This window comes from Christensenellaceae bacterium 44-20 (genome assembly GCA_041223705.1).
GTDB lineage: Bacteria > Bacillota > Clostridia > Christensenellales > Christensenellaceae > QANA01.
The window spans coordinates 14,263-40,786 of sequence record JBCLQU010000002.1; the positions used below are offsets into that span (position 1 = coordinate 14,263).

Below are 26,524 nucleotides of genomic sequence, written 5' to 3' on the forward strand. Positions count from 1 at the left end.
GGTTAAATGGCACGTATTGCTGGGGTAGATTTACCCAGAGATAAACGCATTGAAATCGGCCTGACCTATGTGTATGGCATTGGTCTGAAAACCTCTCAGGAAATTCTCGCTGCAACCGGGGTAGACCCGGATATTCGGGTGAGAGATTTATCCGAGGATGATGCCGGCAAAATCAGAGAATATGTCGATAAGCACTGCCATGTTGAGGGCGATCTCAAAAGAGAAGTCAGCCTCAATATTAAGCGTCTGATGGAAATTGGCTGCTATCGCGGCGTCCGCCACAGAAGAGGCCTGCCCGTGCGCGGCCAGAGCACGAAAACAAACGCGCGCACCAGAAAAGGCCCCAAGAAGACGGTAGCGGGCAAGAAGAAGTAAGGGGGAGAATGTAATGGCAAAAGCAGTTACAAGCAGAAAGCGCAGAGAAAAGAAAAACATTGAGCGCGGCCAGGCACATATCCGCTCTTCCTTCAACAACACGATTGTTACGATGTCGGATATGCAGGGCAACGCGCTTTCGCAGTCGAGCTCGGGAGCGCTTGGCTTCCGCGGCTCGAGAAAGTCCACTCCCTTCGCGGCGCAGATGGCTGCGGAGACGGCTGCCAAGGCAGCTATGGAGCATGGCCTGAAGACAGTTGAAGTCTACGTTCGCGGCCCGGGATCCGGAAGAGAAGCGGCAATTCGCGCGCTCCAGACGGCCGGCCTCGAAGTTACGCTCATCAAGGATGTTACGCCGATTCCGCACAACGGCTGCCGTCCGCCCAAGCGCAGAAGGGTTTAAAGGAGGTATATTATTATGGCAAGATACACAGGTCCTGTATGCCGCCTTTGCCGCAGAGAAGGCTGCAAACTGTTCCTCAAAGGGGATAGATGCTTCTCGGAAAAGTGCGGATTCACAAAACGCCCGGTCGCTCCGGGGCAGCATGGCCAGAGCAGAAAGAAAGCTTCTGAATATGGCATTCAGCTGCGTGAGAAACAGAAAGTCAAAAGAGCTTATGGCATGAGCGAAAAGCAGTTCCGCAGCTATTTCGAGCTGGCTGCCAAGCAGAGAGGCGTTACCGGCGCCTATATGCTCATGCTGCTGGAGCTTCGCCTGGATAACGTGATCTATCGCATGGGCGTGGGCGATTCCCGCGCGCAGGCCCGGCAGTTTGTCCTGCATGGGCATATCACGGTCAACGGCAAGAAGGTCGATATCCCTTCCTACAGAGTCTCGGTGGGTGATGTCATCGCCGTCAAGGCAAAGAGCGCAGCAACAGAGCGCTTCAAGCAGATCGCGGAGCAGGCAGGAAAGCCGGTTCCCAAGTGGCTCTCGGTTGCCGAGGGCGGTCTTTCCGCAAGCGTGGTAGCGCTGCCTGAGAGAGATGATATGGATTTAACCATTGAAGAGCACTTGATCGTCGAGCTGTATTCTAGATAACAATAGTTCGAACCGCAACTAACTTTAAGGAGGGTTTTTCGTACATGTTGGAAATTGAAAAGCCGAAGATCGAATGCACTGAGCACAATGCTGACAGAAGCTATGCGAGATTCGTGATGGAGCCCCTCGAGCGGGGCTTTGGGACAACGCTTGGCAACTCTCTGAGAAGAGTCCTGCTTTCCTGCCTTCCTGGTGTAGCGGTAACGAAAATCAAGATTGATGGAGTGTTGCACGAGTTTTCCACAGTTCCCGGCGTTCGGGAGGACGTTACGAACATCGTGCTAAACCTGAAAGGATTGCGCGCAAAGCTGTATTCCGATGAGCCCAAGACGCTGACGCTCAACGTCGCGGGGCCGAGGGAAGTAACGGCGGCGGATATTTCTTTGGATTCCGATGTGGAAATTATCAATCCGGATCTTCATATCGCCACACTGGACGACAACGCAGCGCTGACGATGGAAATTACGCTGGCCCATGGCAGAGGCTATGTTCTTGCAGATAAGAACAAAGAGCCGGATATGCCCATCGGCGTGATTCCCATGGATTCGCTCTATACCCCCGTAACCAAGGCAAACTTCACGGTGGAAAACACCCGGGTCGGCCAAATCACGGATTTTGACAAGCTGACGCTGGATGTCTGGACGGATGGCTCCATCCCGGCAGACGAGGCCGTTTCCTTTGCGGCAAAGATTCTCACCGAGTATCTGAGCCAGTTCGTGGGTCTGGCGGATCATGTGGGCGATGTCGAGATCATGGTGGCAAAAGAGGATGCAAAGAAAGAGAAAATCCTTGAGATCACCATCGAAGAGCTGGATTTGTCCGTGCGCTCCTATAACTGCTTAAAGCGCGCAGGCATCAACACGATCGAAGAGCTCATCAAAAAGAACGAAGAAGAAATGATGAAGGTAAGAAACCTGGGCAGAAAATCTCTGGAGGAAGTCCAGCAGAAGCTCGCGACCTTGGGGCTCAGCCTTCGTCAGGATGATTAATCTGTAGCTAGGAGGCACACGAAGGTGGCAAACTATACCAAATTAAACATGGCCTCGGGCCCGAGAAAGGCTGTTCTCAGAAATCAGGTTACCGCGCTTCTTTGGAATGGCAGAATCGAGACGACAGACGCCAAGGCCAGAGAAGTCCGCAGAATCGCTGAGAAGATGATCACGAAGGCCATGAAGCAGTATAAAAATACAGTAACTGTCACGAAATCCGTCAAGGATGATAAGGGCAATATTGTAGAGAAAGAGTTCGTGAACGACGCTCCGGAAAAGCTGGCCGTCAGACGCCAGATGCTGGCTTATCTTTATAACGTTAAGCCGGAGAAGCTGGAGAAGGAGAGCAAATACAAATACAATCAGCGCACAGGGGATGTGAAATATCCCGTTGTGGAGAAAGTATTTAGAGAAATCGCTCCGAAGTATGCAGCCCGGGCAGAATCCTTGGGCCAGGGCGGCGGCTATACCCGCATCATCAAGATGGGGCCGAGACGCGGCGATGCTGCGGAAATGGTGATTCTCGAGCTGGTCTAATTGCCAGAGAGGGGCTTTGGGGGCAGATGCACTCAAGGCCCTTTTTTCAATTTGAGGTTTGCCCATTTTAAATGCGGCAGACTGCGGCCGGAGGCTGAGCAAACGATGCCGGCAGGGCATCCCCCAAAGCGGGGTGCAAAAGGCCGCGTTAGAAAGCAGGTAGCAGCATGCAACAAATTTTAGAGGCGGAAGCGCTCAAATTCGCCTATATCTCCGAGGACGAGACCTACCACTTCGCCCTGAACGGCGTCGACCTTGCCGTGCAGGAAGGGGAGTTCGTCGTCATACTCGGGCACAACGGCAGCGGCAAATCCACCTTTGCCCGGCTGGTCAACGCGCTGAATACGCCGACCTCCGGCCGGCTGGAAGTCGCCGGGATGGATACGGCAAAAGAGGAGAACCAGCTTGCCATCCGGGAGACGGCGGGCATGGTCTTCCAGAACCCGGATAACCAGCTGGTGGCCACGGTGGTGGATGAGGAAGTCGCCTTCGGGCCGGAAAACCTTGGCGTGCCCCGGGAGGAAATCCTGGAGCGCGTGCAGCAGTCGCTTCGGATGGTGGGCATGGAGCAGTATCAAAAGCGCGCCCCGCATATGCTCTCGGGCGGCCAAAAACAGCGCATTGCCATCGCCAGCACGCTGGCCATGCACCCCAAGATGATCATCTTCGATGAGGCTACGGCCATGCTGGACCCCAAGGGCCGCAGCGATATTTTGGAGATCATCCATCAGCTGAACGCTCAGGGCATGACCATCCTGCTCATCACGCACTTCATGGAGGAAGCCGTGGGGGCGGATCAGGTGGTGGTCATGAGCAACGGGTTTGTGCTGGGAAAGGGGACGCCGGAGGAGATTTTCTTCGATGAGCCGCTGCTCCAGAAGGCAGAGCTTTTGCCGCCCTTTGCCGCGCAGCTGTATATGGATCTGAAAAAACGGGGCGTTGCCCTTCTTCCTGCGCTCACCAGAGAGGAGCTTGCGGATCAGCTATGCCAATTACAGTAAAAAATCTTTCCTACACTTATATGCCCGGCACGCCCTTCGAGCATCAGGCGCTGAAAAATGTCAGCTTCGAGATCGCAGATGGCGAGTTCGTGGGCATCATCGGGCACACGGGCAGCGGCAAGAGCACGCTCATCCAGGTCATCAGCGGCCTGCTGGACGGCGCAGAGGGCCAGGTGCTCATCAACGGCGTGGACTACATGGCCAAAAAGGCGGATCGCAGGCAGCTTCGGCGGACGCTGGGCGTGGTGTTCCAGTATCCCGAATACCAGCTTTTTGAGGAGACGGTGGAAAAGGATGTGGCCTATGGCCCGCGCAAAATGGGCGTCCCCGAAAGCGAGCTTGCAGGCCGGGTGCGCGTCGCGCTGGAGCATGTGGGCATCGATTACGAGCTGTATAAGGATAAATCGCCCTTTTCGCTCTCGGGCGGGCAAAAGCGCAAAATCGCCATTGCAGGCGTGCTGGCCATGGAGCCTTCCATCTTGATTTTGGACGAGCCCATCGCCGGGCTGGACCCAATGGGCCGGGAAAACTTCATGCAGCTTGCCCGGGATCTGAACGAGACGGGCATCACCATCCTGATGATTTCCCATAATATGGACAACCTGGCGGAATACGCCGGCCGGGTGCTGGCCATGAACGGCGGCGAGCTGTATCTGAACGGCACGCCGAGAGAAGTTTTTGCGCAGGAGGAGAAGCTGCTTGCCGCCGGGCTGGATCTGCCCGAAGCGGCCAAGCTGGCGGGGCAGCTGCGGGAGCGGGGCATGGATATTCCCCAGGGAACCATCCGCTACCATGAGATTTTGGACTGCCTGACCGGGAAGCTGGGAGGTGCAAAGCAATGAAAAACGTCGCGCTGGGGCAATATTTCCCCGGAAGCTCCCTCATGCACCGGATGGACCCGAGAGTCAAGCTGCTGCTGACCCTCGCCATCATCGTGCTCATCTTCTTCGTGCATACCTACTGGGGCTATCTGGCGGTGCTCGGCATGCTGCTGCTGGCGGTGGCATGTTCGCGCATCTCCATCAAATTTGTGCTCAAGGGCATCAAGCCCATGTGGTTTGTCATTTTGCTGACTTTTGTGATGAACATTTTCTTCCTGACCGGGGAGAAAATCCTCTGGGAGTGGGGCATCATCAAAATCTACTGGGAGGGCATCGAAAAGGCGATAGAGCTGGCCATCCGGCTGATTCTGCTGGTCATGTGCTCCACGATTCTGACGCTGACCACCTCCCCCAAGGAGATTACCGACGCGCTGGAATCCCTGCTGCGGCCGCTCAAAGCCGTGCACTTCCCGGTGCACGAGATGGCGCTGATGATGAGCATCGCCCTGCGGTTCATCCCCACGCTCATGGAGGAAACGGATCGCATCATGAAGGCGCAGACGGCCAGAGGCGCTTCCTTTGATTCGGGCGGCCTGATGGAAAAGGCAAAAGGGATGATTCCCATTCTGGTGCCGCTGTTCGTCAGCGCATTCAAGCGGGCGGATGAGCTGGCCCTGGCCATGGAGGCCAGATGCTATCACGGCGGCGATAACCGCACGCGCATGAAGGTCTTTCACGTGCAGCTGCGCGATTATCTGGCGCTGCTGCTGTTTGCCGGGCTGTGCGTGTTCATCGGCTTCGGGTTCTAGCTATGAGAGTGAAGCTAATCGTCGAATACGAGGGCACGAACTACTCGGGCTGGCAAGTGCAGGAGAACGCCGCCTCCATCCAGGGCGAGCTGGAGGCCGCGCTGTTTCGGGCCACGGGAGAGCGGCGGCGCATCATCGGCGCCGGAAGGACGGATGCCGGCGTGCACGCCCTGGGGCAGTGCGCGCATTTCGATACGCAGACTTCCATTCCCGCGGAAAAGCTGAGCTTTGTGTTCAACCAGCAGCTGCCGCCGGATATTCGGGTTCAAAGCTCCCGGCAGGTTTCGGAGGAGTTCCACGCCAGGAAATCCGCCAAGGGCAAGCACTACCGCTATGCCATCTACAACGGGCGGCATAACTGCGCCATCGGCCGGCAGACCTGCGCCCACTGCCCCATCCCGCTGGATGAAGCCGCCATGCAGGCGGGCGCAGCATATCTGGTGGGCGAGCACGATTTTAACGCCTTCAAGGCCGAAGGAAGCAATCTGGTGGGCACAGTGCGCCGGGTAGACAGCCTGCAAATCTCCCGGCAGGGCAGCATGGTCTATCTGGATATCACGGGCAACGGCTTTCTCTATAACATGGTGCGCATCATCGCCGGGACGCTCATGGACGTCGGCAAGGGCAAATACCCGCCGGAGCAGGTGGGGCGGATTTTAAAAAGCCTGGAGCGCAAAAACGCCGGGCCCACGGCCGTCGCCCGGGGGCTGATCATGATGCAGGTGTATTATGAGTAAAAAAGCCGCAAAGAGGGCATAAACTTGGCCGAAAGTGCAAAATATCCCTTGACATCGCCGTTTGGCTTGGCTAAAATATAATGTGCATGGATTTTTGCACTAGCCCCGTAAAAACTCGTGCATCTACCATAATCATTGGCGCTTGCGCCGAGCAACTTAACTATAGGAGGAACGCCTCATGAAGACATATATGCCGCACGGCAATATCGAGAGAAAATGGTATGTCGTAGATGCGGAAGGCAAAACCTTTGGCCGCCTTGCCAGCCAGGTTGCTGCCATTCTGATGGGAAAAAATAAGCCGACTTACACGCCCAGCCTGGATACGGGCGATTATGTGATTGTCGTCAATACGGATAAGCTGGTGCTGACCGGCAAAAAACTGGATAAGAAAGTATACCGCAGCTACACGGGTTACCGCGGCGGCCTGCGGGAAATCTCTTATAAGAAGCTGATGGCTGAAAAGAGCGATTTCGCGTTCGAGAAGGCCGTCGAGAGAATGATGCCCAAGAATAAAATTGGCAGCCAGATGCTCTCCAAGCTCAATGTCTATAAGGGCGCAGAGCATAAGCACGCTGCGCAGTGCCCCACGGCGCTGGACCTGTAAGAGGGAGGTAATAAACGATGGCAAAAGAACAGTTCCTGGGAACAGGCAGAAGAAAGAAATCCGTCGCCAGAGTCCGCCTGATTGCGGGAAATGGCAATATCACGGTAAACCATAAAGACCTCGAGGAGTTTTTCGGCTATGAGACGCTGCGGATGCTCGTCCGTTCGCCTCTGGAGCTGACAGAGCGCCTGGGCAGCTACGACGTCATCGCGACTGTGCATGGCGGCGGCTATACCGGCCAGGCTGGCGCAATGCGCCACGGCATCGCGCGCGCGCTCATCAAGGCAGAGCCGGATCTGCGCGGCGAGGTTAAGGCCGCTGGCTACCTCACCAGAGACCCGAGAATGAAGGAGAGAAAGAAATACGGCCTCAAAGCCGCCAGAAGAGCTCCCCAGTTCTCCAAGAGATAATTTCACGAGAGAAATTGCAACCCCGGTTTTTTCCGGGGTTTTCTCATGCCCAAAATTCCGCCTCCCGCCTGCATTGCTGCCGCAAAGAAGGGATTTGCTTCCAAGGCAGAGAATTTCGCAATAGGGAATGGTTGCGCAGTCCGCAATAGCTCCGATGAAATCAGCGCTGGAAATTGTAAACTTTTTTGGGCGGCCAAGTGCGGCGGAAAAGGGACGCGCCGGTGTTTCAAGGTTTTGCGGGGGAGAAAAGCCGCTCTTTCCTGGAAAAACTCCATAAAGAAATTTTTCGGGAAAAAGAGTAATTGGCCGCAAAAGCCGCATGATAAAGAAGAACAATCATACCTCGTTTGGACATTTTTAGAGTGCTATGCTATAATAAATCCACCCGCTAGCAAAATCAAAGATTTTGAGCGGGGCCCGGATTCATTGAACTGCGCGCTGCTGTGCTTCACCGCAGCGCTGAAAGAAGAAGCAAGCTGGCGCTTGCATTTATGCGGTATAATATTTTTACGGCGTCGTCCGAAGCAAAGCTTCGGACGACTGAGAGAACATTGGACCATGGCGTTGCCGTGCTTCGCTGCAACGCAAAAGAAGAAGCAAGCTGGCGCTTGCGTTTATCATGGTATCATGAACGCACGAAGGGTCGAGCGTTCGCGGCTACCGCCAGCGCACGCTGCGCGCTGACGACATGGTATCATAAATGCACGGCTTAATCGAAAGGGCTTTGCCCTTCCGAAGCCTGAGCGTTCGCGGCTACCGGCGGCGCACACTGCGCACCGCCGACATGGTATCATAAATCCACCGCCCGCCAAGGTTTCGGTGGGCGGGCTATGTGCATTGCATGGCATTGCTCGAATCCAGATACAGGTGAAAAAAAGGAGCAACGATGTACGATGTATTTATCATTGGCGCGGGCCCTGCGGGGCTGACGGCGGCCATTTATGCGGCGCGCAGCGGCCTGCGCGTTGCAGTGGCGGAAAAGCAGGTGCCGGGCGGGCAAATCGCCTATACGCACCAGCTGGAGAACTACCCGGGTTTTGCCCGGGGCATCTCGGGCGGCGAGTTTTCCCAGCAGCTTAGGGAGCAGGCCGAGCGCTTTGGGGCAGAGCTCGTCTCGGATGAGATTGGCTCGGTCTGCCTGAAGGGCGAGCAGAAGAGCGCCCAGGGAAGAGCAGGGAACTACCAGGCCCGGTCGGTCATTCTGGCCATGGGCGCGGCCCCCAGAAAGCTCGGGCTGGCCGGCGAAGAGGAAATGGTGGGCTCTGGCCTCTCCTACTGCGCGACTTGCGACGGCGCCTTTTTCCGGGGGCGGGATGCGGTCGTCATCGGCGGGGGCGATACGGCCTTTGAGGATGCGCTCTATCTGGCGGATATCGCCAAAAGTGTTACGCTGGTGCATCGGCGGAATGAATTCCGCGCGCAGGAATATCTTATAAGGAAGGCAAAAGAAAAGGAAAACCTCTCCATGCTGCTGGGGTATCGCCCGGCGGCGCTGGAAGGAACGCTGGGCTTTGAGGCGGTTACGCTGGAGCAGGCGGAGACGGGCGAGCAAAAGCGCCTGGCGGCGGATGGGCTGTTCGTGGCGATTGGGCGCATCCCGGATACGGGCATTTTGCAGGGCGAGATGACGCTGGATGCCGCGGGCTATCTCCAGGCCGGAGAGGATACCAAAACAGAGATTGCAGGGGTGTTTGCCGCGGGAGACGTCCGGGCGAAATCTCTGCGGCAGGTTGCCACGGCGGTTTCGGACGGCGCAGTGGCGGCCGAGCAGGCGCGGGAATATTTGATGCGCTAGGAAAATAAAGGGGTATTGATATGGGCAGACTTTTTGGCACGGACGGCGTGCGCGGAATTGCCAACGAAAAACTGAGCTGCGAGCTTGCCTTCAAGCTGGGGCAGGCGGCGGCCAAGGTGCTGACCAACGAAGTGCACAAGGCGAAAATACTCATCGGAAAAGATACCAGAATTTCTGGGGATATGCTGGAGAGCGCGCTGATTGCGGGCATTTGCTCTGCCGGGGCAGAGGCCTGCACGCTGGGCGTCATCCCGACTTCCGCCGTCGCGCACCTGACGCGGTACTACGAGGCAGATGCCGGGGCGGTCATCAGCGCGTCGCATAACACGGTGGAATACAACGGCATCAAGTTCTTCAATGCCAAGGGCTATAAGCTGGCCGACGCCATCGAAGACGAGATTGAGAAGCTGGTTTTGCAAGGCATCGGCGATGCCCTGCCCACCGGCCTTGGGGTGGGCCGCCGGGTGCGGCTGAGAAACGCGCCCCGGGAATACGCGGATTTTCTCGCGGAATCCAGCCCGGTGCGGCTGGATGGCCTCAAAGTCGTGCTGGACTGCGCCAACGGCGCCTCCTCTGCGCTGGCGGGCGAGGTGTTTTCCCGGCTGGGCGCGGAGGTTTATGCGCATTATAACATGCCGGACGGCGCGAATATCAACGACAACTGCGGCTCCACGCACCCGGGCAATCTGCAAATCCTGGTAAATGAATACGGCGCAGACGTGGGCCTGGCATTCGATGGCGACGCGGATCGCCTCATCGCGGTAGACGAATTTGGCCGCATCATCGACGGGGATCGCATCATGGCCGTCTGTGCGCTGGATATGAAGGAGCGCGGCTGCCTGGCCAAAAATACCCTGGTGGCCACGGTCATGAGCAATCTGGGCCTGGAGCTTTCCTTAAAGCCCCAGGGCATCGAGATCGTCAAAACCGGCGTGGGCGACCGCTATGTGCTGGAGGAGATGCTGGCATCCGGCTATAATTTCGGCGGCGAGCAGTCCGGCCATCTGATTTTCCTGGATCACAACACCACCGGTGACGGTATGCTTTCGGGCATCCAGTTGCTGGGCGTGATGAAACGCAAAGGTAGGACGCTCTCCGAGCTGGCCAATGCAGTGGAAATTCTGCCGCAGGTGCTGGTCAATGCCAAAGTCAGCGAGGAGAAGAAATTCGATTACGACAAGGATGAGGAGATTTTGGCGGAGATCGCCCGGTTGGAGCAGCAGATGGCCGGGCAGGGCCGGGTGCTCATCCGCACTTCGGGCACAGAGCCGCTGGTGCGCGTCATGATCGAGGGCAAGGATAAAAAGGCGATTGGGGAAGAGGCTGTGAAAATCGCCCGGCTCATCGAGCAAAAGCTAGGAGGCAAATAGTATGTGCGGAATTGTCGGCTATATCGGCGATAGAGACGCTCTTTCGGTTTTGCTGAAAGGGCTTGGGAAACTGGAATACCGCGGCTACGACAGCGCCGGCGTCGCCTTTATTCAGGATGGGCGCATGAAGGTCGTCAAGGCAAAGGGGCGGCTGGCAAAGCTGGAGGAAAAGCTGGGCGGCGCGCAGGCCGAGGGGACGCTGGGCATCGGGCACACCCGCTGGGCGACCCACGGCGAGCCGTCGGATGTCAACTCGCATCCGCATACCAATACGGCGGGAGACCTCGCGGTGGTGCATAACGGCATCATCGAAAACTTCGCCAAGCTCAAAAGCTGGCTCTCGGGCAAGGGCATTTCCTTCGTCTCGGATACGGATACCGAGGTCGTGGCGCATCTGGTCAACTACTACTACGAGGGCGATCTGAAAAGCGCGGTCATGCGGGCCATCAAGATGCTGGAGGGCTCGTATGCCCTGGGCGTCGTCAGCGCAAAGGAGCCGGGCAGAATCGTCGCGGCCAGAAAAGACAGCCCGCTGGTGGTGGGTCTGGGAGAGGGGGAAAACTTCATCGCCTCGGATTTCCCCGCCCTGCTGGAATACACCAGAAATGTCTATCTGCTGGAGGATAAGGAAGTTGCCGTCATCGAGAAAAACCGCGTGGAGGTGTTCGATGAATACGGCAACAAGGTGGAGAAAGCGCCTTTTGTGGTGGATTGGGATGTCTCCCAGGCCGAAAAAGGCGGCTACGAGCATTTCATGATGAAGGAGATCCACGAGCAGCCCAAGGCGCTCTACGATACGCTCATGACGCGCCTGCGGGATGAACGGCTGGATCTTTCGGAAATCCACATCACAGACGACTTCATGCAGGATATCGACGAGATTCTCATCGTGGCCTGCGGCAGCGCCTATCACGCCGGAATTTTGGGCAAATACGTCATCGAGAAGCTGGCGCGGGTGCCGGTGTCTGTGGATATGGCTTCCGAGTTCCGCTACCGCAGCCCGATTCTGCATCAAAATCAGCTGGTCGTCGTCATCAGCCAGTCCGGCGAGACGGCGGATACCATCGCGGCCCTGCGGGAAGCCAAGCGCCATGGGCAGAAGGTCGTGGCGATCACCAACGTCAAGGGCAGCAGCATCTCCCGAGAGGCGGATGCCACCATGTATACCCAGGCCGGCATGGAGATCGCCGTGGCGACTTCCAAGGGCTACAGCACGCAGGTCATGTGCCTTTATATGATGGCGCTGGAGCTGGGCCGCATCAAGGGCACGCTTTCGCCGCAAAAATATGCTGCGCTGCTGGGCGAGCTGAAAGCCCTGCCCGAGCTGGCGGCGGAGATTTTGAAGGATGAGACCGCCATCCAGCATCTGGCCTCCAAGCGCTATATGGATGAACACGAGTTCTTCATCGGCAGAGGCATGGACTATGCGCTCATGCTGGAAGGCTCGCTCAAGCTCAAGGAGCTCTCGTATATCCATTCCGAGGCCTATGCTTCGGGCGAGCTCAAGCATGGCCCCATCGCCCTCATCGAGGAGGGGACGCTCGTCATGGCGCTGGCGACGCAGGAAGCCCTGATGGAAAAATCTCTCTCCAACTTCAAGGAAGTCAAGGCCCGGGGCGCGTATGTCGTCGCGGTGGTGCAGGAGCACCATAAGCCGCTTTTGGAGCAGGAGGTGGATCTGGTGCTGACCATTCCAGACGCCGGGGATACCTTCGCGCCGCTGCTGGCCGTGCTGCTCTATCAGCTCTATGGCTACTACACTGCGGTGTTCAAGGGCTGCGATGTCGATAAGCCCAGAAACCTGGCCAAATCTGTAACGGTGGAATAAGCCGGGAAAAATAGTACCCCCTGATACGATGTCAGGGGGTTTAAAATGCGCGGAAAAAGGGGGAAGCCCACTCCCCCGGCATGTTTGCGCCCGGCCGGGCATAAAATGAAGCGGGAAGATGGAGGTGCAAACATGGCGGAAAAACAGGTTTTGGCGCTTTCGGGAAAATCCCGGGGTGTACTGCGGCTGGAATATGGGGAGGAGCTGGCCTTCTCGCTGGAATCGCCGGCCTATTTGCGGGATGCAGAGCTTTGGCTGCTGTTTTCAGATAGGGACTGGATGATTTTGGATCGGTGCAAGGGAAGCTGCCCGCTGCCTCCGCGCAGAGTGCAGGCGGCGGCCGCGGCCCGGGGCGGCCAGTTTCTCATGGCCGGAGGCAAGGCAGATTTCTCTGCGGCCCGATCGGCCTGCTTCACGCGCCAGGAGAAAAAGCGCCTGAAGGAGCTGGAAGTCTCGGCGCGGCAAAGGCCAAAGCCCAGCGAGATTCTATCCGGCCAGCCGGAAGGGCAGATATTTCAGGAAACACAGCGCAGAGGCGCAGAAACGCCCTCTGCCAGGCAGGAGCGAAGGGCAGAGAATGAGCGCCCGGCTCAGGCGTCTGCGGCGCAGCAGGAAACTGCGGGGGGAAAAGGGCAGGAAACCGCCCGGGCCGCCCAAGCACAGCCGGCCCCGGAGACGCGCCAAAAGAAGCAAGGCTCTTGGGAGACGCGGCAGGGCGGGCAGGGGCGCCCGCAGGCCAGCCAAGCGCAATGGGCACAGGAACCACAGCGCGGCCGGGAGAGAGAGCCCGCCTCCGGGCTGGCCAGCCAGGAAAAGACGCAGGCAATGAGCAGTCAGGAGAAGCAGTCTGCCGCCCCAGAGCCGCTTGGGCACGCACAGACTGCGCAGACAGAGCCGGCATCCGAGCAAAGGCGGCAGTCTGGGCAGGACGAGGCACGAACTGCCTGGGAATTGGCGCCGCAGAAGACGCCTGCCAATTCGGAACCGCAATCACAGGCGCAGTCGGCACTTGAGCAGAGGCGGCACTTGAAGCAGGGGGAGCCTCAAACTGCCCCAGAGCCGATGCCCCGGATGCGGCAGAGCGTGCAGGAGCAGGAAAGCGCCCCTAGTTCGCGGCAGAAACAGCCAACTGCGGCATTTTCGCGGGATAGCCAGCCCGAGTCCATGCCCGAAGCGCCGGGAACGCGTCGGCAGGAGGGCGCTCCAGCCCAGCCCAGGCAGGCATTTTCCGGGCAGGAAGGGGGCGCGGGGCCGGGAAATTCCCACTCCTCTGCATATAGGGGCGGCCGGGACAGCCGCGCTTTTGGGCGCGGGCAGAGCCAGGCTCCCGGTGCGCCGGCAAGAGGGGCGATGAGCCAACAGAGGGGGCAGTGGGAAAACCTGCCGGAATACGTCTCGACGCCGGCGCTGGAGGAGCTCATGCGCGCCGCCCAGCCCCAGTCCTCCATGCGCAGAGGAGGGCAGGCCGGGATGCCGGAGCCGCGCCAGTACCCCAAAGCAGGGCAGGCGCAGGAACTCCGGCAAGGCGGCTCCACTGCGCGGCAAACGACGGCCGGGCAGCGGGAGCGCGCCCCCCAGGATGGGCAGCCAAACCAAGGGCAGAGAACAGCCGCCGCGCCCAGCGCCGGAAATGCGCCGGGGCAAAAGATGCAGAGGCAGCCAGAGCAGGCCGCGCCTAAAACTGCGTCTGCGCCCTTGCCTGCGCAGAAGGCAGAAGGCCAGAGCAATGGCCCGCAGTCTGGGCAGCAAAAAAAACAGGGCGCAAAAAGCGCCCCGGAGTATGCGTGCATCCAGAGAAGTGAAAAGAGCGTCCAGCCTTTTCCCAAAATTTTCCCCACTTCCAAATGGGTGAAGGTGGAATATCCCTCCTTCCCGGGGAGAGGCTACTATCTCTCGGGGGAGATTTTCCAGGGGGAGAAATGCGCGGCCAAGGCGCTGGCCGTGCCCGGGCGGTATGCCCTGAATCCGCCGGCCTGGCTCAAGGGCTTCGAGACGTATCTGGAAGACGCCAGCGCCCAGGGCTATTGGCTGCTCTTTTGCGATATGCAGGGCAAGGCCATCCCCATCTCCCAGGTGTTTAAAGGTTCACAGGGATGACGCTGACGTGCCTGGTCAAAATATCGTGGTAGGAATAGCAGTAGCGGCGGGCGTAGTCCTCAGACTGCACATATACGGTAAATACCTCGCCGTATAGCCCTTCCAGCACGCCGTGCGTATCCAAAATCCGGTTGCGCTCTGCGCGCACATGCAGCCGCACTGTCTGCCCCTGGCAGGGCAGAAGCTTATGGCGAATGGCCTGTAATTGATGGTTCATAATGCCTCCCTTTGGTTTTTCTATAGTTTTCCCAAAAAGAGGAAAAATATTTCAGGCATCAAAAAAAGCTTCCGGCATTGCCCAAAACGGCAATTTGCAGGAAGCTTTTTTCGCTAAATTCATATCCGGGCCATGCGGTGCGCCGCTGCATTTATGCGCCAATTTTGCGTTTATGCATAAAAGTTATCAACATTATCAACAACATATGCACAAAAAAGCATAAAACTGGGGATTTTTTTGTTGATATTTTTGGCAGGTTATCCACAAAGCCCATTTTTATTCATAATTTTGACACAAACAGCCGCGCCGCGCTCCAAGGCAGCGCCGGCAGGGAGGCAGAAATGAAAGTCAGGCAATCTGCTCCAGCATCAACCGGTCTGCGATCAGGGCAATGAACTCGCCGTTGGTGGGCTTGTCGTTCTTGCCGTAGATGTTGTAGCCGAAAATCGTGTTCAGATTCTCGATTTTCCCTCTGGACCATGCAACTTCGATGGAATGGCGGATCGCCCGCTCGACTTTGCTGGGCGTCGTCTCAAAATGCGCGGCGATGGCGGGGTAGAGCTCCTTGGTGATGCTGTTGATCATCTCGGGCGTGCGGATGACGATTTTGATGGCCTCGCGCAGGAACTGATAGCCCTTGATATGCGCAGGAATGCCGATGGTCAGGAAAATGCTGGTGATCTTCTCATCCAGGGATTTGCTCTGGACGACCTTCTTGCTGCCCCGCACTTCCCGCATGTGGAACAAATCCAGCAGGCGCTTATAGACGAGGTCCATGTTGAAGGGCTTGACCATATAATACTTCGCGCCCAGCTCCAGCGCCCGGGAGATGACTTCCTCCGTCCCCAGCGAAGAGAGCACAATGGTTTCAGGCATTTTGCCGTATTGCCCGCTGGCCAGCTTTTCTAACAGCAGGAAACCGTCTGCCTCGGGCATGACGAGGTCTGTAATCAGCGCCGAAGGCTGCTCCTCCTGCAGCAGCTGCAGCGCAACTTCTGCATTCTCCGCGACGCCTACCACCTCGATTTCCGGCTGCGCGCTCATAAACGTTCGCAGGCTCTCCGCCAGCGATTTGCTGTCCTCGACAATAAGCAACCTGATTTTTTCCGCCATCTTTCTTTTTTCCTCTTTCTTTTGAATTTATACAAACTGATGTGCTCAAAACTTTCCTGCGCCCGGCTTCCTGCTTTTTGCCGCTCATACCAGATATCGTGCCTGCGGCACCCTCGGAACACACCATTTATTGACTAATCTGTAAATAAATGGCTTATCCTTATTATATCATAGCGGCAGGCGAACACAAGGCGTTTGAATGGGGAGAATTTGTAAAAAGCTGTACTATTCTGACAAATGAGGCGAAATTTTTCGGAGAGCGGCAAAAAAACAAAAAAGCCGCGCGCGGTTTGTGCGCCATAGGGCGAAGCCATGCGGAGAAGAGAAAATCAGGGCAATAAAAAGCGGAAGCCTTTGCGGCTTCCGGCGAATTTTTCAGGAATGTTTCTTTTTATAGCAGATTTGAACGCCCGCATAGAGCAGCAGCGCGGGAATGGCCGCCAGCGCCAGCAGCACGAGCAGACTGCGCAAAAACGAGGAAGGCGCCGGCAAAGCGCCGGAAAGGGACTTGACGGGGATGCTCAGATCGTTTTCCATGGGGCTCAAATATTCCAGGATGCGCCCCAGAAGGATGCGGTTGCCCGAAACGGCCAGGCCGCGGTTGCTGACCAGCGAAGTGCCCGTGAGCAGGACCACCCGGGACTGCCCGCTCTCGGAGACTGCCCCCACCAGGAAGCTGCCCGCGCGATCCTGCTCGGAGCGGCGCAGATTGCTCAGCCCGGAGGCCAGCTTCTTCTCATAGCAGGAGGCATCCGTGCGCAAAAGCTCTGAAACCTGGGCATTTCCGGCATCCGGGAGCAGCTCGATAGAGGACATCTCGCTTAGCACCACGGATTGCCGCCCGGCCTCCAGCTGGCTTGTCAGCGCGTGGGGTAGCGCCTGCACAGACATGGAAGTCGCCCGCAGGTTGATCTTGGCAGGGTCTGCGCCCACAACCAGCGTCTTGTTCACCAGCATCCCATACTGCGCCAGCAGGCTTTCAAACCGCGGCAGAGGGTCGATATAGATCTGCATGACGCCCTGATCCGGGTTGAAGGAGGCGTTTTCCATCAAAAAGAGCATGCGCCCGCCCAGAGAAAGGAACTCCCGCAGGGCGATGTATTCGCTTTCGGTGAGATCCGTCTTGGGGGCGGCGATGAGCAGAATATCCGTCAGAGGGTTGGGCGTGTAGCTGGAGAGATCGCAGGTGAGCACGCCGAAATTCCTGGCCTCCAGCAGAGCGGAAAAGCTGGAGAGATCTGCGATCTTGGCCTCGTTGTGCCCGGTAAGCGCGCAGATCTGCAAAAACGCCCCGCGGTCGATGCTCAGGATGGCGGATGTGATCTTGGCCTCCGCCTTGAGGGCGACGGGGTTCAGGTTGGCATCCGTGCGGTAGAGCTCGTCGTCCCGAATGAAGCGGAACATAGAGCCGTCCTCCGAGGCCACCACAACCCCGGCGGCATCCCGGCTGAGGGAGAACTCCCGGGCTACGGCATCTGCCGATAGCTCCCGCAGGTGCACTTTGGAGGATTTGGCGGCATACTTTCTGAGCAGCTGCAACAAAATCACATCGCCATTGCCCGGGGAATAGACGGGGTAGAGATAGATCTCATGCTCCAGCTCTGCCAGCACGCCCAGGCTGTCCTCCGAGAGCGTGTAAATCTTGCCGGCGCTGAGATCCGCGCTGAAGGCGAGCTGGTCTTCCAGCATGGGCAGCCCCAGGTTGAGCAGCAGAATCAGCACGAAAACCGCCAGCAGCACGATGCTGGAAATGGGGCGCAGGCGGCGGCCAAACAGCCGGCGAAGGGAATTGCGCGCTTCGTTCATCTGGCCCTCCTTTCCAAATCCAGGGATTTGGCGCAGAGCAGAATGCAGACTGCCGCAAAGGAGAGCAGGTAGAGCGCTGTGGAATAGCGCAAAATGCCGTAGGAGAAAATTTCCGGGGCATCGAAGAGCGCGATGGCCGAGAGCAGCGCCCTAAGGGCAGAACTGCCCAGGTTGGGCAGGATGTTTCCCGCCATCCAAAAGACGATGAGGATGCCCAGCGTCCCGAAATAGGCCCCGATGGGCCCGCCGCTCATGGAGGAGACGAAGATGCCCAGCGCCGCCACCGCCAGCCCAAAGAGCAGGCAGCCCAGCAGAACCAGAAACAGCTCGCCAAAGGAGAGATAGCCCATGCAGGCGATGATAAACGGCAGGATCGCGGCAGGAACCAGCGAAAGGGCGAAAAATGCCGCGCAGGCCAGAAATTTGCCGAACGCCAGGCTGAGCGGGCCAATGGGCGCCGTGAGCACCAGGTGGTCGGTATGCAAAATGCGCTCGCCGGCAAAACTGCGCATGGTGATGAGCGGCAAAAGCAGGGCCGCCGCGGCGCACATGCCGCTTAAGAGCGTGCTGGCCGCGCTGCCGTCTGCCCCGGCCAGGAAAAACTGCCGGCAGGCATAGTAGCCGCAGAAAAGCGAAAAGAGCGCCAGGTAGACGAAGGTCTGCATACTGCGGAAATAGGAGCGGAAGTCCTTTTTGAAGATGGCGATCATAGGCTCCCTCCTCCGCTGCCCGTCAGCTGAAGGAAAACATCCTCTAAAGAGACGCTGATGGGGCGCATTTCCAAAATGGGCAGCTGCGCCTTGGCGGCAAGCGCCCAGATATCCCGGCGCAGGTCCGTCCCCCGGCGCACTTCCAGCAGAATATCCACCGTCCCCGGCTCGAACGTCCGCTGAAAATTCACGTCCAAGATGCCCGGGAGCAGGCCAAAGAGCGCCTGCAAATCCGCAGGCGAGCCGGCCATGCGCAGCTTGAGGCGGTTGTTGCCGCCCGTCGTCGCGGCCAGATCCGAGAGCGAGCTGTCCGAGACGACTCTGCCCTTGTTCAAAATGATGATATGCCGGCAAAGCTCTGTGATCTCGGTAATCGAATCCGTCAGCAAAAGCAGGGTATAGCTGCCCCGCAGTTTTGCCAGCAGGGCGCGGACTTGCTCGGCATCCTCCGTGCGCAGGGCGAACGTCGGCTGGCTGAGCAGCAGCAGCGAGGGGCCAAAGACGATGGCCCCGGCAATGCCCGCCCGCCTGGCATCCAGCGCCGAGAGATCCCGGATGAGCGCATCCCTCCGGCTGGCCAGGCCGCAGAGCTCCATGGCCTGCTCTATGCGCGCGCGGCGGCTTTTGCCCGGAATTTTATACAGTGAGCAGATGAATTCCAGATATTCAAAGACGCTCATATCCCCATAGAGCGGGTTGCCCCGGGGCAGATAGCCCACCAGAGCGCGCGCCTTTTCGGCGGATTTGCCCATATCCAGCCCGCCGATGCAGATCTGCCCGGGGCGGCATTCATAAAGCCCCGAGAGCAGGCCGCAGAGCGCAGGGCCCGCAGGGCCGGCCGCGGAAAAAATGCCTGCGCTCTCCTTCTCTTGAATATGGAAAGAAACGTTTTGCAGTGCCAAAACGTTTCCATAACGCTTGCTTAGGTTGGATACTGTCAGCAAAAACGCTCCCTCCTTTTCTTCGTATCTAAATTATAGCAAAAGCCCCGATCCTGCGGTGTTAATAATTTATGAACAAAGGTGTAATTTTCCCGGGGCTTTTGAAATATAGATAGGGTAGCAGCTAGCGAAAGGGAACGGAGGTAATCAAATGAGCATTTCCAAACGGGAAATTATGGCTGAAAACAGCAGGTGGATCTGCGCCTCACAGGCGATGGTGGAGGGCGTGCTCAAGCTTCCCGACTCCATGGAGGAGATTTCGGGAGTGCTGGATATCGCAGGCGTGGGCGAGGTTACGGATGCCTCGGCCGGGGAAAACAGCATTTTTATCGAGGGCAACGCGGTCTTCTGCGTGCTGTATCTGAATAAAAAAGGCGAGTTCGAGAGCTTTAACGCGACTTGCCGCTTCAACCACACCATAGAGTGCGGCGGCGTCCGGCCGGATATGAAGGTGGCGGCGGGGGCGAAGCTGGGGGAAATCTCCTTCAGCGTGCTGGATGGCAGCTCGGTCTCCGTCCGGGCGGATATCTGCATCGATGCCTTCGCCCTGTGCAACCAGAATTTCGAGATCCTGGATCCCGAACTGGCCGACGGCAATATCCATCTCAAATGCGGCCAGGGGGAGGCTTCTTTTGTCGAGTGCGTCAAGATGATCAAGAGCTATGTCAAAAGCGAGCTGCGCGTCCCCCAGAGTATGCCGGAGGTGCGCAAGGTGCTGGCCGAGCGGGGCTATGCGGCGGTGCGGGGCGTGGTAACCGAGCCGGGCAAGGCCATCATCGAGGGCGAGCTTCGGGTGTTCGTGGTCTACGAGAGCACGGATAAGAACGCGCCGCTTCAGTATTTCCAGGAAACCATCCCCTTTGGGGAGATCGTCAACCACGAAAACATCGGCGCAGACAGCTCGGTAACCGTGCACGCATCCCTGGAGCGCCTGGCCATAGATACCGCGCCGGAGAATCCCGATCTGCTGGAGATCTCTGCCGTGGTCAATCTGTGCGTCATGAGCCGGGGCATGCGCCAGCTCTCCTATATCGCGGATCTCTACGACGAGAAGAGTGAGATGGATGCGCAGTCCTGCGAGATTGGCGCCTGCAAGGCCGCCATGCGGGAAGGCCAGAAGAAAATCGTGCGGCTGGAGGCGCAGATTCCCGAAAACGCGCCCGAAGTCTCCCGGGTGCTGTTTACGGCGGCGGTGCCCAAGACGGTCTGCATCCATCCCCAGCGGGATCGTGCGTCCATCGACGGCAAGCTGGCCGTCAACATCTGCTATACCACGGCGGATGCCGGCATCAAGAGCGCGGCGCTTGTGCTCCCCTTTGAGACCGAGATCTCCCTGCCCGGCGTAACGCCGGACTGCGAGCTTCAGGTCTATGCCAATGTGGAATACGCCACGGCGGAGGGCTCCGGCCGGGAGCTCAGCCTCAAATGCTGCCTGGATCTCTGCATCTGGCAGATGCAAAGCGAGCGGATGCGCGCGGTTTGCGAGGTATCCAGCCAGCCGCTGGAGCAGCCTTGCCGGAGCGGCGCAGTCGTCTATTATGCAGACGGCGGCGAGACGCTTTGGGATATCGCCAAGCGCTTCAAGGTCAGCAGCGATATGCTGGGCAGCGGCGAGCCGGATGCGGCAATCCCCAAAGGCCAGCGGCTCATCTTCATCCGCAAATAGAAAAAGCGGCGCGAAAGCGCCGCTTTTTTTATGCCGCGAAGGCATTTTCCCATGATACCCTATAGGCTTTTGGAGAAACTCTGCCTATGCGGATATCCGCCAAATCAAAAAGACTCGCTTTTGAGCGAGTCTTTTTTCAGCTGTGCTGTTCGATGAGTTCCTTCAAAATGGACGCATGCACCTGCTCATCCAGGATGATGCGCATGAGGTTTTCCACGACGTTCTCATCCGCGATCTCCTCTGCCTGGTCCTGATATTTCTGAATGGTCAGCTGTTCGCATTTCAGAGAGTTTTGAAGCATGGGTAGCAGCTCCTGGGGATAGTCGTTATACCCGGGCGACCAGTAGAGCATCCGCCCGGCGCGGCGCTGCCAAAGCCGGGGATCCGCGCCCATCTGGCGGGCGAGCGTCCCGAAAATTTCCAGATGGTGCATCTCGACGACGGCCATTTTGGAAAAAATATCGGCGATCTTCTGCTGTTCGTGCGAAAGCAGGCGGTTATAGAAATAGAGGCTGACCGCGCACATCTCGGAAACAGAGCCGCTCATATTGCTCAGCATGGCCTGGGCATAGGCAGGGCTTTTGATTTGCGCCGCGACGGGCGGATAGGGGAGCGGGGATTGACATAGAATCTGATCCAAAAAAGAGTGTCCTCCTTCATAGCTTGTTATTTATCCATATGAAGAAGAAAAGGCAAAAATACGCCCGGCGTATGGCCGATCGGATGCCTAGCGCTCCAGCGCCTGCGCGGTTTTGGCCAGCCAGTCGGCAATTTTGATTTTCTGCGGGCAGTTTCGCTCACAGACGCGGCAGCCGATGCAGTCCGAGGCTTTGCCGTGAGAGGCGGCAAGGGAGGCATAGACCGGGGTCATTTTCCATCCCTCATCCGGGCGGCGGCTGTATTCGTTATAGATGCCAAAATAATCCGGAATGGCAATGTTTTTGGGGCAGTGCGCCGTGCAGTAGCGGCAGGCCGTGCAGGGGATGGTGATGCTTTGATTGAGAATCCGGCAGACCTGCTCCAAAACCGCGTATTCCTGCGGCGTAAGCGGGGAAAAATCTGCCAGGTTATCCAGCATCTGCTCCATGGTGTTCATGCCGCTTAAAACGATGCTGACCCGCTCCGGCATCTGGGCGAAGCGCAGAGCCCAGGAGGCGCAGCTGGCGTCCGGGGCGTGCGCCTTCAGGAGCGCCTCCGCCTCCCCGGGCAGGCTGGCCAGCGTCCCGCCTTTGACCGGCTCCATCACCACGACCTCCTTGCCCTGCCGCGCCGCGGCTTCATAGCATTTGCGCGCCTCCATGGCCGGGTTTTCCCAATCCAGATAGTTGATTTGCAGCTGGACAATCTCAGTTTCCGGGTGCGCCGCCAAAATCTCCTCCAGCAGGGCGGCGCCGCCGTGGTAGGAAAAGCCGATTTTGCGCGCTTTGCCCTGGGCTTTGAGTTGCCGCAAAAAGGCGAATTCATCGTGTTTTTGCGCGATGGCGTAATTCTCGGCATTCAGCCAGTGCAGCAGGTAGACGTCGAACCAATCCACGCCGCACCGGGCGCACTGCTCATCAAAATATTTCTGGCAGTCCTCCGGCGTTTTGACATGCCAGGAGGGCAGTTTATCGGCAATTTGAAAGGCTTCTCTCGGATACCGCTCCACAACCGCCCTGCGCAGGGCCGCCTCGCTGGCGCCGTCCAGGTAGGTATAGGCAGTGTCGAAATACGTGCCGCCCCGGGCGAGGAAGGTATCCACCATCTCAAAAAGAAGCGGCCAATCCAGCGCCTGCTCGTTTTGCGCATCCGCCTTGGGCAGGCGCAGAAAGCCAAAACCAAGTTTGTTCATCTTATTTTCCTTTCTATGGGAGGCGGCTATCTTGCTGTCCTTCTCCGTTTATTAACTTTTATTATATATCCTGCCAATCGGGTTGACCAGCCTGCCCGTTAGGCAGGAGGCTTCTTCTTTTCCGGCAATACGATAAGAAAAATACCGTTTCTAGCCCTTTACGGCGCTTATTTGGAGCGGATAGAGCTCTGACTGAATTTACAGTGCAATATAGTTGAATAAATTATCGAAATAAGATAAAATAATATCGCACAGATATAAAGATGTAAAAAGGCTGGCTGCGGAAATTTTGATTTCTGCTATGATTTGTGTAGAAAAATTAAGAGGAGGAGAAAGATGGCAAAGAGGTGCCCAAATTGTGGAGACGAGGTTTCCCAGGAGGTAAAGTTTTGCAGTAATTGCGGCAGCGAAATGCCGGGCTTAGATGAAGAGGCGGCAAATTCGGAAAAACCTGGGGATGAAGCAGTATCAGAGGAAAAGCCTGATCCGAAAAAGAAAAAGCGGCTTATTTCCATCATAGCTGCTGTGAGTGCTGTACTAATCTGCATAGTGGCAGGCGCTGTAATTCTTATGCGGCCAAAGCTGGAATCGATTAGCGCGTCCTATGGCGGCGATACCGCGCATGGCGTCATGCTGGATAACAACAATGTCGGCATTATGGTAATAGGCAAATATGACAATGGGGATGAAAAGCAGCTAGAGGAATGGACGATCGAAGAGCCGAAGGCCTTGGCCAGAGGGAAGAGCGTAACCGTAAATATTGCATATCAGGGCTTAAGCACTCAATTGACGGTAGAAAGCCCGCTGCAATTTACGGTTGCATCTGAGATGATTGAAGATGGGCATTTCACTTTTACAAAAGAGCAGTTCATGGAATATTGCAAGGAAAATTTGCCAGCTACATATTTTCCGGATGTGAAGCAGGAGATAGAAGAGGGTGTAATGGGCTATGGAGTTGTGTGCACGGCTGACGAGGTACAGAAGGCGGCAATCTTTAGCTTTAAAGAGAATGAAAAATCTGAGGTGATCGTCGTTTCTGCAATTTCCGATGATCTTGCAATTGCATATTTATATGGAACAGAACTGGCCGAGATAATAGACGCTTCTGTGGAAACGCAGTATGGGGAAATCGCTTTGGGATTGCTGCTTTCTGATAGCTACCGAACAGAAAATTTATTATTTCAATATAGCAAGCTAGGAGACTACTATACTGTCTCAATTTCTCCCGTAAGATAAGAAAGTGTGCTTCGTTCGCAAATTACGGCATATCTGCAACAAAAAGCCGCCATAATAAAAACAAGGCGCTGCCAAAGCAGTGGATGAGCGAATATTTTTTATCAGGGGTGAATCGAACTTCGCTCTGCTAAAAATAAAAAGCACCATGCACTGCATGGCGCTTTTCTTTTTGGATCGGTTTGCTAAAAATGAACTATTTTTATCTTTCAACTGCGCTATAAGGCACGCAACCGCAAAAAAGTGGTAGGCAAGCGTAGAGCAAAAAAACCGAGCGAGGGACGAGCGAATGTTTTTTGCGCGGGAGCGCAGCCGAGCTTTTTTGCGGAGTGAGGAGCGATGACGGGGCGATTAAAAATCCCGTCCGGTTTATCCGAACGGGATTATGATCGCGAAGTCCATCGCGACGTGGCGGAGAAGGCGGGATTCGCTCCGGCGGCAAAGCCGCCTATCACGCCGGGGCAGCCTCGCTTGATCCGCCACAGGCGGCGCGAAGCTGCCCGTTCGAATCCGCGGTGGATATCCCATAAAAAGAAAAAAGCACCATGCACTGCATGGCACTTTTCTTTTTGGCGGAGAAGGCGGGATTCGAACCCGCGTGCCGCTCATCACGGCAACACGATTTCCAGTCGTGCTCGTTATGACCACTTCGATACTTCTCCAGCATGTTTGCTCAAATGCAGGAAAGGGAGCATTTTTGCAAACAAAAGTCATTACTTCCATATTATAAGGATTTCCCCTGCCCATGTCAACACAATTCTTCCCATAATTGCGCAAAGAATGCGCGCAGAGCAGGAGCCGCCGCCCAGCACGGCGCAAAAAGGCCGAAAGCGTAGAATGCCTCGGTCCTTTTGCGTGAAAACCTGCTAGGATATTTTCTCGAACTTGCTCTTGGGAACTTTGCAGATGGGGCAGACGTAGTCCTCCGGGAGATCCTCAAACGCGGTTTCGCCCTCATACACATATCCGCAGACGCTGCACCGGTAGCCGCTCTTCTTTTCCTGGGGCTTTTTTTGCTCCTGGCCGCGGTAGGTGGGCGCGTTTTTGGGGCTCTTGCCCTTGATGACATCGTGATAATATGCATACGTCATGGGCGGGGCATCCGACTGCAGGGCGCCATCCACGACATCTGCCAAAAAGATGGTGTGCGTGCCCGCGTCCAGCGTCTGGCGCACCTGGCAGATGAGATATCCGCAGGCGCCCTTTAAAACGGGCAGGCCATCCGCCGTCTCATATTCCAGCCCGGCAAATTTGTCTGTGTCCCGGCCGCTGTAAAAGCCCAGCTTGCCGATGGCCAGCGGGGGATAGGATTCGGGCAGAATGCAGAGGGCAAACCGGCCGGTCGCCGCCAGGCAGCCGTGCGTAAAGTTGTCGTGGTTGATGCTGACGGCAATGCTGGCGGGCTCTGCCGTAACCTGCATGGCGCTGTTGGCGATGCAGCCGAATTTTACGCCGTCCTTTTGCCCGCAGACGGCATAAACGCCGTAGGAAAGTTTCCATAAAATTCTCGGATCCATTTTCTCCCTCCCAAAATAAGCGAATTGCTTCTATCTTCTCTATCTTACCATAACCCGGCGCAAATATGAGTGAATTTCTATAAAAACTCTTGTTAGTTTGCCAGGAGTCTGCTATCATATGAATAGTGAAATTTGGTAAAACAGCATAAGCTTTTTACAGTAGATTTGAAAGGAAGGTACTTATTATGCTCGTAACGATGAAAGAGATGCTGGATAGAGCCAGCAAAGAGAACTACGGCGTTGCCGCCCCCAACGTGGCGCATGAGCTGGATGCAAGAGCGGTTCTCCAGGCTGCGGAGATGATGAACGCTCCGATTATCCTGGACGTCGCCTATGGCGCAACCCCGGATATCATTTTCTATGGCAAATATCTGACCCAGCTGGCAGAGAAAGCTGCTGTTCCGGTTGCCATCAACCTGGATCACGGCGGCACATATCAGGAAGGCGTTGCCGCTATCGCCGCTGGTTTCACCTCCATCATGGTCGACAGATCCACGCTCCCCTATGAGGAGAATGTTGCAGAGGTTAAGGATCTCGTCAAGGTTGCACACGCGCTGGGCGTCAGCGTTGAGGCTGAGCTGGGCCACGTCGGCCAGGGCGCAAGCTATGCCGCAGACAGAGATGCCGGCCTGACCAAGCCCGAAGAGGCCGTCAAATACATCGAGGATACCGGCATTGATATGCTGGCTGTCGCAGTCGGCACGGCGCACGGCGAGTATGTCGGCACGCCCCACATCGATTTCGACCGCCTGGTCGAGATCAAGAAGGCGACCAACGGCTTCCCGCTGGTTCTGCACGGCGGTTCCGGCTCGGGCGATGAGAACCTCAAGAAGGCTTGCCAGCTGGGCATCAACAAGGTCAATATCTACACCGACCTTGCAAAAGCTGCTGTCCGCCAGATCAACGAAGACGGCATCCCCGGCATGATCTGGAACTCCATCACCAACGGCATCGTCAAGCAGATTTCCTACTACATCGAGCTGTTCGGCGGCAAGGACAAAGCTTGGAAAGTCGAGAACAAGGGCCTGGGCTTCTTCGAAATCGATACCACCGAGAAATAAGCAATAAAAAAAGA

The 26,524-nt window shown here is 56.8% G+C and carries 29 protein-coding genes and 1 tRNA gene; 21 read left to right on the forward strand and 9 right to left on the reverse strand.

The features are described from left to right. The first annotated feature begins 6 nt into the window (after nt 1-6). The 16 genes from rpsM (at nt 7) to AALG83_07045 (ending at nt 14,415) form a co-directional block, all read left to right on the forward strand. Nucleotides 7-375, forward strand: a complete 369-nt coding sequence (gene rpsM / locus AALG83_06970) for a 30S ribosomal protein S13 (protein ID MEY8382899.1) — start codon at nt 7-9, stop codon at nt 373-375. Nucleotides 376-388: 13 nt separating this feature from the next. Continuing rightward, a complete protein-coding gene (gene rpsK, locus AALG83_06975) occupies nt 389-778 on the forward strand; it encodes a 30S ribosomal protein S11 (GenBank protein MEY8382900.1) in 390 nt (129 codons plus the stop codon). Nucleotides 779-793: 15 nt separating this feature from the next. Next, complete coding sequence (gene rpsD, locus AALG83_06980; GenBank protein MEY8382901.1) at nt 794-1,417, forward strand: 30S ribosomal protein S4; 624 nt, start codon at nt 794-796, stop codon at nt 1,415-1,417. A 44-nt stretch (nt 1,418-1,461) separates the two neighbouring features. Beyond that, on the forward strand, nt 1,462-2,406 hold the full coding sequence (locus AALG83_06985; protein ID MEY8382902.1) for a DNA-directed RNA polymerase subunit alpha: 945 nt from the start codon (nt 1,462-1,464) through the stop codon (nt 2,404-2,406). Between the two features lie 24 nt (nt 2,407-2,430). Then, nucleotides 2,431-2,943, forward strand: coding sequence for a 50S ribosomal protein L17 (gene rplQ / locus AALG83_06990; protein ID MEY8382903.1), 513 nt, complete (start codon nt 2,431-2,433; stop codon nt 2,941-2,943). A 167-nt stretch (nt 2,944-3,110) separates the two neighbouring features. Next, entirely contained in the window at nt 3,111-3,944 is an 834-nt protein-coding gene (locus AALG83_06995; protein ID MEY8382904.1) for an energy-coupling factor transporter ATPase, read from the forward strand. Beyond that, complete coding sequence (locus tag AALG83_07000; protein MEY8382905.1) at nt 3,929-4,786, forward strand: energy-coupling factor transporter ATPase; 858 nt, start codon at nt 3,929-3,931, stop codon at nt 4,784-4,786. Before AALG83_06995 ends, AALG83_07000 begins: the two co-directional genes overlap by 16 nt. Next, on the forward strand, nt 4,783-5,574 hold the full coding sequence (locus AALG83_07005; protein MEY8382906.1) for an energy-coupling factor transporter transmembrane component T: 792 nt from the start codon (nt 4,783-4,785) through the stop codon (nt 5,572-5,574). Before AALG83_07000 ends, AALG83_07005 begins: the two co-directional genes overlap by 4 nt. 2 nt (nt 5,575-5,576) lie before the next feature. Next, a complete protein-coding gene (gene truA / locus AALG83_07010) occupies nt 5,577-6,311 on the forward strand; it encodes a tRNA pseudouridine(38-40) synthase TruA (protein MEY8382907.1) in 735 nt (244 codons plus the stop codon). Between the two features lie 178 nt (nt 6,312-6,489). Beyond that, nucleotides 6,490-6,915 carry a 50S ribosomal protein L13 gene (gene rplM / locus AALG83_07015; GenBank protein MEY8382908.1) on the forward strand — a complete coding sequence of 142 codons (426 nt, stop codon included), beginning with the start codon at nt 6,490-6,492 and terminating at the stop codon, nt 6,913-6,915. Nucleotides 6,916-6,932: 17 nt separating this feature from the next. Continuing rightward, nucleotides 6,933-7,325 (forward strand): 30S ribosomal protein S9, encoded by a 393-nt coding sequence (gene rpsI, locus AALG83_07020; GenBank protein ID MEY8382909.1) that lies wholly within the window; start codon nt 6,933-6,935, stop codon nt 7,323-7,325. Nucleotides 7,326-7,370: 45 nt separating this feature from the next. Next, on the forward strand, nt 7,371-8,009 hold the full coding sequence (locus AALG83_07025; protein ID MEY8382910.1) for a hypothetical protein: 639 nt from the start codon (nt 7,371-7,373) through the stop codon (nt 8,007-8,009). Nucleotides 8,010-8,211: 202 nt separating this feature from the next. After that, nucleotides 8,212-9,120: a thioredoxin-disulfide reductase gene (trxB, locus tag AALG83_07030; protein MEY8382911.1), complete on the forward strand. Its 909-nt coding sequence runs from the start codon at nt 8,212-8,214 to the stop codon at nt 9,118-9,120. Between the two features lie 20 nt (nt 9,121-9,140). Continuing rightward, nucleotides 9,141-10,490, forward strand: coding sequence for a phosphoglucosamine mutase (gene glmM, locus AALG83_07035; GenBank protein MEY8382912.1), 1,350 nt, complete (start codon nt 9,141-9,143; stop codon nt 10,488-10,490). A 1-nt stretch (nt 10,491) separates the two neighbouring features. Then, nucleotides 10,492-12,318, forward strand: coding sequence for a glutamine--fructose-6-phosphate transaminase (isomerizing) (gene glmS / locus AALG83_07040; protein ID MEY8382913.1), 1,827 nt, complete (start codon nt 10,492-10,494; stop codon nt 12,316-12,318). Nucleotides 12,319-12,450: 132 nt separating this feature from the next. Next, nucleotides 12,451-14,415 carry a hypothetical protein gene (locus tag AALG83_07045; GenBank protein MEY8382914.1) on the forward strand — a complete coding sequence of 655 codons (1,965 nt, stop codon included), beginning with the start codon at nt 12,451-12,453 and terminating at the stop codon, nt 14,413-14,415. Here the strand turns inward: AALG83_07045 and AALG83_07050 are convergent. Continuing rightward, entirely contained in the window at nt 14,396-14,632 is a 237-nt protein-coding gene (locus AALG83_07050) for a Veg family protein (GenBank protein MEY8382915.1), read from the reverse strand. The genes AALG83_07045 and AALG83_07050 overlap by 20 nt on opposite strands. Nucleotide 14,633: 1 nt before the next feature. On the opposite strand from AALG83_07050, the gene AALG83_07055 reads away from it, so the two are divergent. Next, entirely contained in the window at nt 14,634-14,855 is a 222-nt protein-coding gene (locus AALG83_07055; protein MEY8382916.1) for a hypothetical protein, read from the forward strand. 125 nt (nt 14,856-14,980) lie between these two features. On the opposite strand, the gene spo0A is transcribed toward AALG83_07055, so the two are convergent. Then, nucleotides 14,981-15,745: a sporulation transcription factor Spo0A gene (gene spo0A / locus AALG83_07060; protein MEY8382917.1), complete on the reverse strand. Its 765-nt coding sequence runs from the start codon at nt 15,743-15,745 to the stop codon at nt 14,981-14,983. 149 nt (nt 15,746-15,894) lie between these two features. On the opposite strand from spo0A, the gene AALG83_07065 reads away from it, so the two are divergent. Then, a complete protein-coding gene (locus tag AALG83_07065) occupies nt 15,895-16,086 on the forward strand; it encodes a hypothetical protein (GenBank protein ID MEY8382918.1) in 192 nt (63 codons plus the stop codon). Between the two features lie 34 nt (nt 16,087-16,120). Here AALG83_07065 and AALG83_07070 read toward each other — a convergent pair whose 3' ends face one another. From AALG83_07070 to AALG83_07080, 3 genes are read right to left on the reverse strand one after another with little or no spacing between them, the layout of a single operon-like run. Beyond that, complete coding sequence (locus AALG83_07070) at nt 16,121-17,551, reverse strand: Gldg family protein (protein ID MEY8382919.1); 1,431 nt, start codon at nt 17,549-17,551, stop codon at nt 16,121-16,123. Next, nucleotides 17,548-18,261 (reverse strand): hypothetical protein, encoded by a 714-nt coding sequence (locus AALG83_07075; protein ID MEY8382920.1) that lies wholly within the window; start codon nt 18,259-18,261, stop codon nt 17,548-17,550. The genes AALG83_07070 and AALG83_07075 overlap by 4 nt, the downstream gene beginning before the upstream one ends. Beyond that, nucleotides 18,258-19,205, reverse strand: a complete 948-nt coding sequence (locus AALG83_07080) for an ABC transporter ATP-binding protein (GenBank protein MEY8382921.1) — start codon at nt 19,203-19,205, stop codon at nt 18,258-18,260. The genes AALG83_07075 and AALG83_07080 overlap by 4 nt, the downstream gene beginning before the upstream one ends. A gap of 148 nt (nt 19,206-19,353) precedes the next feature. Between AALG83_07080 and AALG83_07085 the strand changes: the two genes are divergently transcribed. Next, nucleotides 19,354-20,868 (forward strand): DUF3794 domain-containing protein, encoded by a 1,515-nt coding sequence (locus tag AALG83_07085; GenBank protein ID MEY8382922.1) that lies wholly within the window; start codon nt 19,354-19,356, stop codon nt 20,866-20,868. Between the two features lie 136 nt (nt 20,869-21,004). Here AALG83_07085 and AALG83_07090 read toward each other — a convergent pair whose 3' ends face one another. Together AALG83_07090 and AALG83_07095 are read right to left on the reverse strand one after the other, a co-directional pair. Next, nucleotides 21,005-21,508, reverse strand: coding sequence for a ferritin family protein (locus AALG83_07090; GenBank protein MEY8382923.1), 504 nt, complete (start codon nt 21,506-21,508; stop codon nt 21,005-21,007). Nucleotides 21,509-21,595: 87 nt separating this feature from the next. After that, nucleotides 21,596-22,699: an aldo/keto reductase gene (locus AALG83_07095; GenBank protein ID MEY8382924.1), complete on the reverse strand. Its 1,104-nt coding sequence runs from the start codon at nt 22,697-22,699 to the stop codon at nt 21,596-21,598. Between the two features lie 336 nt (nt 22,700-23,035). Here AALG83_07095 and AALG83_07100 point away from each other — a divergent pair, with 336 nt between their 5' ends. Then, nucleotides 23,036-23,935 carry a zinc ribbon domain-containing protein gene (locus AALG83_07100; protein MEY8382925.1) on the forward strand — a complete coding sequence of 300 codons (900 nt, stop codon included), beginning with the start codon at nt 23,036-23,038 and terminating at the stop codon, nt 23,933-23,935. Between the two features lie 567 nt (nt 23,936-24,502). On the opposite strand, the gene AALG83_07105 is transcribed toward AALG83_07100, so the two are convergent. Then, nucleotides 24,503-24,594: transfer RNA gene (locus AALG83_07105), tRNA-Ser, on the reverse strand. 204 nt (nt 24,595-24,798) lie between these two features. Beyond that, nucleotides 24,799-25,449, reverse strand: a complete 651-nt coding sequence (locus AALG83_07110; GenBank protein ID MEY8382926.1) for a flavin reductase — start codon at nt 25,447-25,449, stop codon at nt 24,799-24,801. Nucleotides 25,450-25,634: 185 nt separating this feature from the next. Between AALG83_07110 and AALG83_07115 the strand changes: the two genes are divergently transcribed. Then, a complete protein-coding gene (locus AALG83_07115; protein ID MEY8382927.1) occupies nt 25,635-26,510 on the forward strand; it encodes a class II fructose-bisphosphate aldolase in 876 nt (291 codons plus the stop codon). Nucleotides 26,511-26,524 lie beyond the last annotated feature (14 nt).

What these genes read in the sequence shown, in the direction of transcription:
- AALG83_07050 (MEY8382915.1), bottom strand. Translation starts at nt 14,632, where the DNA reads ATGAACCATCAATTACAGGCCATTCGCCATAAGCTTCTGCCCTGCCAG.
- AALG83_07075 (MEY8382920.1), bottom strand. Translation starts at nt 18,261, where the DNA reads ATGATCGCCATCTTCAAAAAGGACTTCCGCTCCTATTTCCGCAGTATG.
- trxB (MEY8382911.1), top strand. Translation starts at nt 8,212, where the DNA reads ATGTACGATGTATTTATCATTGGCGCGGGCCCTGCGGGGCTGACGGCG.
- glmS (MEY8382913.1), top strand. Translation starts at nt 10,492, where the DNA reads ATGTGCGGAATTGTCGGCTATATCGGCGATAGAGACGCTCTTTCGGTT.
- AALG83_07100 (MEY8382925.1), top strand. Translation starts at nt 23,036, where the DNA reads ATGGCAAAGAGGTGCCCAAATTGTGGAGACGAGGTTTCCCAGGAGGTA.
- AALG83_07005 (MEY8382906.1), top strand. Translation starts at nt 4,783, where the DNA reads ATGAAAAACGTCGCGCTGGGGCAATATTTCCCCGGAAGCTCCCTCATG.
- AALG83_07045 (MEY8382914.1), top strand. Translation starts at nt 12,451, where the DNA reads ATGGCGGAAAAACAGGTTTTGGCGCTTTCGGGAAAATCCCGGGGTGTA.
- rpsD (MEY8382901.1), top strand. Translation starts at nt 794, where the DNA reads ATGGCAAGATACACAGGTCCTGTATGCCGCCTTTGCCGCAGAGAAGGC.
- AALG83_07000 (MEY8382905.1), top strand. Translation starts at nt 3,929, where the DNA reads ATGCCAATTACAGTAAAAAATCTTTCCTACACTTATATGCCCGGCACG.
- AALG83_06985 (MEY8382902.1), top strand. Translation starts at nt 1,462, where the DNA reads ATGTTGGAAATTGAAAAGCCGAAGATCGAATGCACTGAGCACAATGCT.
- AALG83_07110 (MEY8382926.1), bottom strand. Translation starts at nt 25,449, where the DNA reads ATGGATCCGAGAATTTTATGGAAACTTTCCTACGGCGTTTATGCCGTC.
- AALG83_07055 (MEY8382916.1), top strand. Translation starts at nt 14,634, where the DNA reads ATGCCTCCCTTTGGTTTTTCTATAGTTTTCCCAAAAAGAGGAAAAATA.
- AALG83_07065 (MEY8382918.1), top strand. Translation starts at nt 15,895, where the DNA reads ATGGCTTATCCTTATTATATCATAGCGGCAGGCGAACACAAGGCGTTT.
- AALG83_07115 (MEY8382927.1), top strand. Translation starts at nt 25,635, where the DNA reads ATGCTCGTAACGATGAAAGAGATGCTGGATAGAGCCAGCAAAGAGAAC.
- AALG83_07095 (MEY8382924.1), bottom strand. Translation starts at nt 22,699, where the DNA reads ATGAACAAACTTGGTTTTGGCTTTCTGCGCCTGCCCAAGGCGGATGCG.
- rpsM (MEY8382899.1), top strand. Translation starts at nt 7, where the DNA reads ATGGCACGTATTGCTGGGGTAGATTTACCCAGAGATAAACGCATTGAA.
- glmM (MEY8382912.1), top strand. Translation starts at nt 9,141, where the DNA reads ATGGGCAGACTTTTTGGCACGGACGGCGTGCGCGGAATTGCCAACGAA.
- AALG83_06995 (MEY8382904.1), top strand. Translation starts at nt 3,111, where the DNA reads ATGCAACAAATTTTAGAGGCGGAAGCGCTCAAATTCGCCTATATCTCC.
- rpsK (MEY8382900.1), top strand. Translation starts at nt 389, where the DNA reads ATGGCAAAAGCAGTTACAAGCAGAAAGCGCAGAGAAAAGAAAAACATT.
- AALG83_07085 (MEY8382922.1), top strand. Translation starts at nt 19,354, where the DNA reads ATGAGCATTTCCAAACGGGAAATTATGGCTGAAAACAGCAGGTGGATC.
- rplM (MEY8382908.1), top strand. Translation starts at nt 6,490, where the DNA reads ATGAAGACATATATGCCGCACGGCAATATCGAGAGAAAATGGTATGTC.
- truA (MEY8382907.1), top strand. Translation starts at nt 5,577, where the DNA reads ATGAGAGTGAAGCTAATCGTCGAATACGAGGGCACGAACTACTCGGGC.
- rpsI (MEY8382909.1), top strand. Translation starts at nt 6,933, where the DNA reads ATGGCAAAAGAACAGTTCCTGGGAACAGGCAGAAGAAAGAAATCCGTC.
- spo0A (MEY8382917.1), bottom strand. Translation starts at nt 15,745, where the DNA reads ATGGCGGAAAAAATCAGGTTGCTTATTGTCGAGGACAGCAAATCGCTG.
- AALG83_07025 (MEY8382910.1), top strand. Translation starts at nt 7,371, where the DNA reads ATGCCCAAAATTCCGCCTCCCGCCTGCATTGCTGCCGCAAAGAAGGGA.
- AALG83_07070 (MEY8382919.1), bottom strand. Translation starts at nt 17,551, where the DNA reads ATGAACGAAGCGCGCAATTCCCTTCGCCGGCTGTTTGGCCGCCGCCTG.